Here is an 8083-nt window from a genome sequence, read left to right as displayed (position 1 = left end):
CTGTGCTTCCTGACCGCACCTGTCCGCGGCGTTTCGGGAGCGATCCCGGGGCGTCCTTCGGGGGCCTGCCCGGTGGCTGACCGGTCGGGTCCGGGGACGGGGCGGCGCCCGCGTCGGTGGCTCTCAGCCGCCATCGCCCCGGGCGGCGGACCGGTGCGGGGCGTGCCTCGGACGCGGGCGTGAGACCGGGCGGCACTCTGCCCGGCGGGGGAGGAAATGCCCCCGCGCCGACCCGCCTCTGGGCTGACCCTGAGCGACCTGCGGACCCGCCCACGACGAGGCGGGGGACGGCTGGAAGGCCACGGCGCCGATGCGGGTTCCGGGGGTTGCGGGCACGGCGTGCGCGCACCTCGCCCGAGACCGCTAACGGGGAGTCGCAGGACCGGGACGTCGGAGACGCCGCGACGAGAAAAACGGCAGCGGCCGGGGGAGAGGCCCGGCCGGTGCCGCGGGGCGCCGCGGGGATCGGATCCCGCGCGTACTTGGCCGACACCTGGGTTCCCGCGGCGTCCCGCGTCCCTCGTGCGGTCTCCCGGGCCATGCCCCCGGCGCCCAGGCGCGCGGGGACGATCACGCGCGTCGGAACGGCGGGCGGGGGCCAGGGATGCGTGGAGTTGCACCGCACCGTTGTTCCCTCGCCCGAGAAATCGGTCTACACGGCCGCTCCCTCGAAATCGCTTACCTGCCCCGTATGCAGGACTGAGCCCGGAGACGCGCGCACCATGCCGATTCTCACCTTCCCCGACGGCAACACGCGGGAGATCGCCGCCGGCACCACCGGCCGCGCCGTGGTCGAGGGCATCGCCAAGTCGCTGGCCAAGCGCGCCGTCGCCATGGCGCTCGACGGCACGGTCGCCGACCTCGACGACCCGATCGACCGCGATGCCCGCATCGAGTTCCTGGACCGCACCGACCCGCGCAGCCTGGAGCTGATCCGCCACGACTGCGCGCACGTGCTCGCCGAGGCTGTGCAGGCGCTCTGGCCGGAGACGCAGGTCACGATCGGCCCGGTGATCGAGAACGGCTTCTACTACGACTTCCACCGCGAGACCCCGTTCACGCCCGAGGACTTCCCGAAGATCGAGGCGAAGATGCGCGAGATCATCGCGCGCGACGCGCCCTTCACCAAGGAGGTCTGGACGCGCGACGACGTGCGCGGCCTGTTCGCCGGCAAGGGTGAGGGCTTCAAGGTCGAGCTGGTCGACGCGATCCCGCCGGGCGAGGACCTGAAGATCTACCGCCAGGGCGACTGGTTCGACCTCTGCCGCGGCCCGCACATGACCTCGACCGGCAAGGTCGGCACGGCCTTCAAGCTGATGAAGGTCGCGGGCGCCTACTGGCGGGGTGATTCGAACAACCCGATGCTGACCCGCATCTACGGGACGGCCTGGGCGAACCAGGCCGACCTCGACGATTACCTGCACCGGCTGGAGGAGGCCGAGCGCCGCGACCACCGCCGGCTCGGCCGCGAGATGGACCTGTTCCACTTCCAGGAGGAGGGCCCGGGCGTCGTCTTCTGGCACGCCAAGGGCTGGACGATCTTCCAGGAGCTGATCGCCTACATGCGCCGGCGCCTGCGCGGCGACTACGCCGAGGTGAACGCCCCGCAGATCCTCGACAAGGCCCTGTGGGAGACCTCCGGCCACTGGGGGTGGTACCGGGAGAACATGTTCGCCGCGCAGTCCGCGGGCGAGGAGGCCGAGGACAAGCGCTGGTTCGCCCTCAAGCCGATGAACTGCCCGGGCCACGTGCAGATCTTCAAGCACGGCCTGAAATCCTACCGCGACCTGCCCCTGCGCATGGCCGAGTTCGGCATCGTCCACCGCTACGAGCCGTCCGGCGCCATGCACGGGCTGATGCGCGTGCGCGGCTTCACGCAGGACGACGCCCACGTCTTCTGCACCGAGGACCAGCTCGCCGACGAGTGCCTGAAGATCAACGACCTGATCCTCTCGACCTACGCGGATTTCGGCTTCGACCAGATCGTCGTGAAGCTCTCGACGCGGCCCGAGAAGCGCGTCGGCTCCGACGCCCTCTGGGACCACGCCGAGGACGTGATGACCCGCGTGCTGGCGCAGATCGAGGAGCAGTCCGGCGGGCGGATCCGGACCGCGGTCAACCCGGGGGAGGGCGCGTTCTACGGGCCCAAATTCGAGTACGTGCTGCGCGACGCCATCGGCCGCGACTGGCAGTGCGGGACCACGCAGGTGGATTTCAACCTGCCCGAGCGGTTCGGCGCCTTCTACATCGACGCCGACGGCGCCCGGAAGCCGCCCGTGATGGTCCACCGGGCGATCTGCGGCTCGATGGAGCGCTTCACCGGCATCCTGATCGAGCACTTCGCCGGGCACTTCCCCCTGTGGCTGGCGCCGGTCCAGGTCGTGGTGGCGACGATCACCGGCGAGGCCGACGCCTACGCCCGCGACGTCATCCGCACCCTGGAGCGCGCGGGCCTGCGGGTCGAGGCGGATCTGCGCAACGAGAAGATCAACTACAAGGTCCGCGAGCACTCGCTGGCCAAGGTGCCGGTGCTGCTGGCGCTCGGCCGCCGCGAGGCGGAGGAGCGGACGGTCTCGATCCGGCGGCTCGGCAGCCAGCAGACCCGCACGCTGCCGCTGACCGAGGCCGTGGCGGCCTTCGTGGAGGAGGCGACCGCGCCGGACATCCGCCGCGCCGAGGCGGTCGCCGCGACGGTCCCGACCAGCGACACGGTGCTCGACGCCCACCACGACCGGCACGACGCGCCCTGACGGGGCCTCCGGAAGACGTCGTCCCGGCGCCGCGCGGCGGCGCCCGGGACGACAGCGCGGATCCACCGCGTCGAGGCCGGGTTCGAGCCGGCGACCGACAGAGTTCGCGTGTCGGGATCGCGGTCTCAACTTGCGGATGGTCAATCTCGGCGTGGATCGCTCAACGCGCACAACTTTCGTCAAGGTTGGCGAAAGGAATCCCATTCTATGAAGGCCGGAGACTAATTTCCGAGCCGGCTCGATCCGGCAATCGCCCGACGACGCTGTCGGGCGCTTCGGGGGACCGGCCATGGCGGCGGAGGCGGGCAGGGCGGCGACGAGGCTGGCGCGGCGCCACCGGCAGGTGGCCTGCGACCGGCGCCAGGACGGGCTCGGCCGCGGGCGCAAGCTCGGACCCGGCATCGTTCAGGCGCTGGATTCGCTGCCGCACGGCCTGTGCCTGTTCGATTCCGCCGACCGGCTGCTGTTCGTGAGCGACGGGTTCCGGCGCCTGTTCGGCCCGCCCGCGAGCCGGGTCCGGCCCGGCATGCACGCCCGGGCGGTGGGCGCGGCGAGCGCGGCGGGGGCCCTCCCGGCCGACCGGGATCCCTGCGGCCTCTGGGCGGCGCGCCGGCGGCTCCTCGCCCGGGGCGCGACCGACGCCGTGGTGCAGACGCTCGCGGACGGGCGCCAGATCGCGATCACGCTGCACCCGCAGGCCGGCGGCGCCTGGACCGCCCTGTGGGAGGACGTGACCGAGCGCTGCCGGGCGGAGTCGCTCCTGCGCTACATGGCCCACCACGACCCGCTGACCGGCCTGCCGAACCGCCGCCTGTTCGCGGCCCGGCTCGAGCGGACCCTGGCGGACCTCGACGGCGCGCCCTGCGCGCTGCTGTGCCTCGACCTCGACGGCTTCAAGCCGGTGAACGACCGCCACGGGCACGCGGTGGGCGACGCGCTCCTGCGGCAGCTGGCCGAGCGCCTGCGGGCGGCGCTCGGCGCGGGCGATTGCGCCGCGCGGCTCGGCGGCGACGAGTTCACCATCCTGCTCGGCGACGCGGCGCCGGCCCCGGCCCTGGGCTTCGCCCTGCGCCTCCAGGCGCGCCTCGCCGAGCCCTACGACCTCGGGACCGGGTCGCCGGTCCGCATCGGCGCGGCGATCGGCGTGGCCTGCGCGCCCCTGCACGCGACCCGGGCGCAGGCCCTCGCGGAGCGGGCGGACGCGGCGATGTACGCGGCCAAGCGCCTCGGCCACCCCTACCTGTGGGACGACGCGCTGGATCCGGGGCCGGCGGAACCGGGCAGGGCGCCGCCGGCCTGCGGCGGCCGGGACGGCGCTCAGCGCGCCTTCTCGTGCTCCGCGAGGCCCACGGCCCTGTAATCGTAGGTCGGGAAGAACTCGGTGCGGTAGGCCCCCCAGGCCGTGTCCTCGAGGACGCGGTTGACCTCGCGCAGGCGGGACGCGGGCAGCCGCAGGACGATGATCTGCCCGATCCCCATGACGACGTTCCAGGAGACGACCTCGATCCCCGGCGGCGGGAAGGCCTTGTAGAAGCCCTGCTTGGCGAGCTGCGCGTTCAGCTCCGCCAGCGGGCGGGACTGGTCGTGGCGCAGGAAGACCGTCAGCAGCACGGCGTTGTCGGCCGTCGCCGCGGCGGAGCCGGGGGGCGGGGGCGGCGCGGTCTGCGCCACCGCCTGTCCGGCGGGACCGAGCAGCAGCAGCGCCGCCGCGAGCGGGGCTGTCAAACCTGTTGAACGTCGCATGCGATCTCCTGGCCTTCCCGTGCGCCGGCCGTCGTCAACGCGCCCGGGCGCCGGACTTTCCCGCCCCGCCCCGTCAGCCGCCCCGTCAGTCGCCCTCGACATCGTAGGAGAGCCGCAGACGCAGGCGGACCGCGCCCTGCTCGTCGCGCACGGCGATCACGTAATCCTGCCGCTCCATCGGATCGGTCAGGCCCTGCGCGAGCCGGGTCAGGATGCGCACCGCCTGCACCCGCGCCGCGGCGAGATCCGGAAGATCGAAGCCGTCGCGGTCGCGAACCAAGTTGGCGCCGTCGTGGAGGTCGATGAAATAGCGGGGCACGGATACGAGCTCAGCGAGCGCCGGAGCTCGCAAGGATCAATCTCCGCTGTTTCTACGTAGTTTCCCGGGGGCCGCAATCCGAGGTCGCCCGTGTCGCACCCCCAGACGCGGCCGGTTGTGAGGCCGGGCAGGCGGGCGGCGTCAGCTCCCCAGCAGGCTCTCGGCGAAATCGTCCGGAACGGTCCCGAACTGGCCGAGGATGGTGACGCCCTCGAGCTCCCCGGTCTCGTCGTCGGCCACAACCTTGAGGGCCGCGGCGCCCGGCATGCGGGCGGCCAGCGCCTCCGCCTTCTTGAGGGCACCGAACTCGCTCTGTGCGGGCTCCTGGCGAGCGGGCCGCAGGCGGTTCCGGTGCAGCTCGAACGGCTGCACGAGGTAGGTGGTCTTCAGGGTCATTCCGGCGTCCTCGGCGCGGCGCGCGGTCGCGAACAGACCGCGGCGCGGTCCGCTACAGGCTGCGGGTGGTCACCCCGAGGGCGAGCAGGGCGTAGGCGCCGATGAAGAACCACTGCCGGTGCGCCACGACGGTTTTTCCGACCATCGGGATGCGCGTGTAAAGGCTGGCGACGGCGAGGCCGATCAGCACGGCCGACACCAGGAACGTGAGCAGGCGCGGGGCGGAGAGCGTGGGCATGCCCCATGCTCCGCCCGGTACGCTTACCGAACCGTTACCGGTCGAGTCCGGGCACGAGCGGGCGATACGCCGTCAACGGCCCCTGCGTCCCGGGAAGCAGCCCGACCTCGGCGAGCCAGAGGACCATGATCGCCCCGGCCAGCAGCGTCGCGAGCGAGGCGAGACGCCCGGTCCACCGCCGCAGGACGAACATGGCGACCACGACGGCCAGCAGGGCGACGAGGAGGGCGAGCATCAGCATGGTGGCGCCATGCCACGGCCGGGCCGCCGCGTCACCGCGGTTCACGGCGGAACACACCACCGGCCCGGCCGCACCGGGCTCGAGGCCGCCAGATGCACGTTCTGGTCGTTCCGCAGAGCGGAAACTCTACCGCAGTCGATAGGCCGCCTCGAGAGGCGCTCGGAAATACTCCGCCGCAAATCGCCAGGAATAGCTGTCCGCTCTCCGCGACGGGCACCCCAATCATGCACGGGATGCCGCCCACCAACGCTTTTGTAACTTGCATTCAGCGCTCAAAAGTAGCAGATCGCGGGCGAGGGGCACACCAGGAATCTTGCAGTGACAGAAGAAACCACAGGGCCCAACTCCAACTTCATCGAGCTGGCGGGCGATATCGTCGCCGCCTACGTGTCGAACAATCCGGTGCCGGCCGCGGAGCTGCCGGCGCTGATCGCGCGGGTGCACGGCGCGATCAGCGGGCTCGTCACCGGGACCCTGACGGCGGAGATCGGCGCGGCTCCGCAGGCCGAGGTCGAGAAGCCGAGCGCGGCCCAGATCCGCAAGTCGGTTCGGCACGACGGGATCGTCAGCTTCATCGACGGCAAGACCTACAAGACGCTGAAGCGTCACCTGACCAGCCACGGCCTGGACCCGCGCAGCTACCGCGATCGCTACGGCCTGCCGGCCGACTATCCGATGGTCGCCCCGAGCTACGCCGAGCAGCGTTCCGCCCTCGCCAAGGCGATCGGCCTGGGCCAGCCCGGCGCCATGGCCGAGCGCGAGCGCAGGGGCCGCAAGGCCGCCTGAGGACGAAGACCTCCGAGGGTGCCCCGCTCGGGGCACCCTCGCAACGACGCGTCGCAGGGCCCGGCGCGTCGCGCGGCCGCCGGCCTCCCCCCGGATCGGGGGAGCGGACCGCCGCGCGGCCCGAAACCGCGCCGAGACCGTTGCATCGTCGCCACACGCGCCCAGGACATCGCGCGACACGGACAAGCTGCCACACTCTGCACAAAGCTGATGCGCACGCCGGGGCCCGAGGATGCTACCGAAGGGTTCGGCGAGATGAAGCGAGAGCAGACGATGACGAGTTCGGTCGTACCGTTCCCGGCGCATATCGCGCCGGCGGTCGTGGACGAGGACACCGCGTCGATCATCGCCGTGTTGCAGGATCAGTTGGCACTGGCCCGCGAGGGCCGGCTGCGCTCGGTGGCGGTCGTCTCCGTCTCGGCGGACGGCGAGGCGATCGGCACGCAATGGTCCTGCAAGGGCTCCGATATCAGCAACCTGATCGGCAAGCTGACCGTCCTGACCCACGACCTGATGGCCGCCCGCAAGTGACCGACCGGCGCTGACGGGCACGCCCGCGGGATCCTCCGCGCACGCAGCGGGGTGGCACGGTCCGCGCGGTGCGGCGCTCCGGACTCGGGTCCAGCCTCGGACCGAAGGAATGCCCCGGATGACTCGCGCCCTCCTGTTCGCCGCCCTCCTGGCCACGGCCGTCCTGCCGGGCACGGCCCGGGCCGCCGAGGAGGCGGACGACACCAAGCGCGCTGAGACGATCCAGGGGCTCGTGCGGATCGTCGGCGCGCAGGCCGGCATCGTCCTGTATTGCCGCAAGCTCTACACCATCGACGACACGGTTTCCGAAGGCCTGTCCCGCACGGTGCGCCGAGCCCTGGACGCGGCCCTCGGCCGCCCGCGCGCCCGGAACGCCATCGCCGAGGAAGGCCGGCGGGTCGCGGGCGAGATCGCCGCGGTCGGCGCGGAGCAGTGGTGCGCCGACCAGCGCGACATCCTGAACACGGATGGCGTCCGGGTGTTCATCGACTGATCGCGTCGGCTTCCGTTCCTGCGGGCCGGTCCGGGCGGTCAGCCGGCCGATGCCCCTCGGGAACGACAACCCCAGCGGCGGCGCGCGCCGCGAGGCCCGCGCCCCGTCAGATGAAGGCGGCATTCCGGCCGTTGTTCCGCAGTGCAGAACAGATTAGCGCCTTGTTCACCGCGTCCTCGTCTGTCATGCTCCGATGACGGAAGAGCCTGAACAGATCAAGCCGGTCGCACTCGTCCGTTTACAAGAGCCCTCAAGGGCCGCGAGACCGGCGCAGAGGGAAACGCCATGTCTCGTCCAATACTTCTGGCCCTCGCTCTCGTCGTCTGCGGGGCCGCCGTCACGCTGTTCGCCTTCCTGCGCGCACCCCAGTCGCGGGAGTTCGCCGGGTGGGACGTCGCCTTCATGGGCGGCATCGGGGCCGTCGCGCTGGGCTTCCTCACCACCCTCGTCGAGGTCGTGACCGGGTAGGTCGCGTCCGCGGAAGGCCCCGGGCCGCCGAGCGGTCGGACCGAGGCCGTCCCGTCCCTGCGGATCCGTCGCCCCCGTCGACCGGCGGGTGGCGGGGCTCTGCGCATCCGGTGCCCGA

Annotated in this window: 11 protein-coding genes; 6 read left to right on the top strand and 5 right to left on the bottom strand. The window is 72.2% G+C overall.

Annotated elements, in window-relative coordinates:
- Positions 1 to 722: 722 nt before the first annotated feature.
- Positions 723 to 2750: a threonine--tRNA ligase gene (gene thrS, locus ME121_RS26400; RefSeq protein ID WP_059409893.1), complete on the top strand. Its 2028-nt coding sequence runs from the start codon at positions 723 to 725 to the stop codon at positions 2748 to 2750.
- A gap of 289 nt (positions 2751 to 3039) precedes the next feature.
- A complete protein-coding gene (locus ME121_RS26395) occupies positions 3040 to 4110 on the top strand; it encodes a sensor domain-containing diguanylate cyclase (protein ID WP_059409892.1) in 1071 nt (356 codons plus the stop codon).
- Here the strand turns inward: ME121_RS26395 and ME121_RS26390 are convergent.
- The 5 genes from ME121_RS26390 to ME121_RS26370 form a co-directional block, all read right to left on the bottom strand.
- Positions 4068 to 4493: a hypothetical protein gene (locus ME121_RS26390; protein WP_012318901.1), complete on the bottom strand. Its 426-nt coding sequence runs from the start codon at positions 4491 to 4493 to the stop codon at positions 4068 to 4070. The genes ME121_RS26395 and ME121_RS26390 overlap by 43 nt on opposite strands.
- Before the next feature lie 85 nt (positions 4494 to 4578).
- Entirely contained in the window at positions 4579 to 4812 is a 234-nt protein-coding gene (locus tag ME121_RS26385; protein ID WP_059409891.1) for a DUF6894 family protein, read from the bottom strand.
- A 141-nt stretch (positions 4813 to 4953) separates the two neighbouring features.
- The gene (locus ME121_RS26380; RefSeq protein ID WP_012318899.1) at positions 4954 to 5208 is read right to left on the bottom strand and encodes a hypothetical protein; all 255 of its coding nucleotides are present in this window, start codon (positions 5206 to 5208) and stop codon (positions 4954 to 4956) included.
- Between the two features lie 52 nt (positions 5209 to 5260).
- Complete coding sequence (locus ME121_RS26375; RefSeq protein WP_012318898.1) at positions 5261 to 5446, bottom strand: hypothetical protein; 186 nt, start codon at positions 5444 to 5446, stop codon at positions 5261 to 5263.
- Positions 5447 to 5480: 34 nt separating this feature from the next.
- Entirely contained in the window at positions 5481 to 5732 is a 252-nt protein-coding gene (locus ME121_RS26370) for a hypothetical protein (RefSeq protein ID WP_306419169.1), read from the bottom strand.
- 273 nt (positions 5733 to 6005) lie between these two features.
- On the opposite strand from ME121_RS26370, the gene ME121_RS26365 reads away from it, so the two are divergent.
- The 4 genes from ME121_RS26365 (at position 6006) to ME121_RS26350 (ending at position 7965) form a co-directional block, all read left to right on the top strand.
- On the top strand, positions 6006 to 6473 hold the full coding sequence (locus ME121_RS26365) for a Ros/MucR family transcriptional regulator (RefSeq protein ID WP_012318896.1): 468 nt from the start codon (positions 6006 to 6008) through the stop codon (positions 6471 to 6473).
- Positions 6474 to 6728: 255 nt separating this feature from the next.
- Positions 6729 to 7004, top strand: a complete 276-nt coding sequence (locus tag ME121_RS26360; RefSeq protein ID WP_012318895.1) for a hypothetical protein — start codon at positions 6729 to 6731, stop codon at positions 7002 to 7004.
- 118 nt (positions 7005 to 7122) lie between these two features.
- Positions 7123 to 7497 (top strand): hypothetical protein, encoded by a 375-nt coding sequence (locus tag ME121_RS26355; RefSeq protein ID WP_012318894.1) that lies wholly within the window; start codon positions 7123 to 7125, stop codon positions 7495 to 7497.
- 285 nt (positions 7498 to 7782) lie between these two features.
- Complete coding sequence (locus tag ME121_RS26350) at positions 7783 to 7965, top strand: hypothetical protein (protein WP_012318893.1); 183 nt, start codon at positions 7783 to 7785, stop codon at positions 7963 to 7965.
- Positions 7966 to 8083 lie beyond the last annotated feature (118 nt).

Source organism: Methylobacterium sp. ME121 (assembly GCF_000974725.1).
In the GTDB taxonomy this organism is placed as follows: Bacteria; Pseudomonadota; Alphaproteobacteria; order Rhizobiales; family Beijerinckiaceae; genus Methylobacterium; species Methylobacterium radiotolerans.
The sequence above is the reverse complement of the archived record's forward strand: the minus strand, read 5'-3'. Positions and strand labels throughout refer to the sequence as shown.

Excerpts from the sequence above, each read along its gene's own strand:
- thrS (WP_059409893.1), top strand. The coding sequence starts at position 723 with ATGCCGATTCTCACCTTCCCCGACGGCAACACGCGGGAGATCGCCGCC.
- ME121_RS26375 (WP_012318898.1), bottom strand. The coding sequence starts at position 5,446 with ATGCCCACGCTCTCCGCCCCGCGCCTGCTCACGTTCCTGGTGTCGGCC.
- ME121_RS26380 (WP_012318899.1), bottom strand. The coding sequence starts at position 5,208 with ATGACCCTGAAGACCACCTACCTCGTGCAGCCGTTCGAGCTGCACCGG.
- ME121_RS26360 (WP_012318895.1), top strand. The coding sequence starts at position 6,729 with ATGAAGCGAGAGCAGACGATGACGAGTTCGGTCGTACCGTTCCCGGCG.
- ME121_RS26395 (WP_059409892.1), top strand. The coding sequence starts at position 3,040 with ATGGCGGCGGAGGCGGGCAGGGCGGCGACGAGGCTGGCGCGGCGCCAC.
- ME121_RS26390 (WP_012318901.1), bottom strand. The coding sequence starts at position 4,493 with ATGCGACGTTCAACAGGTTTGACAGCCCCGCTCGCGGCGGCGCTGCTG.
- ME121_RS26355 (WP_012318894.1), top strand. The coding sequence starts at position 7,123 with ATGACTCGCGCCCTCCTGTTCGCCGCCCTCCTGGCCACGGCCGTCCTG.
- ME121_RS26350 (WP_012318893.1), top strand. The coding sequence starts at position 7,783 with ATGTCTCGTCCAATACTTCTGGCCCTCGCTCTCGTCGTCTGCGGGGCC.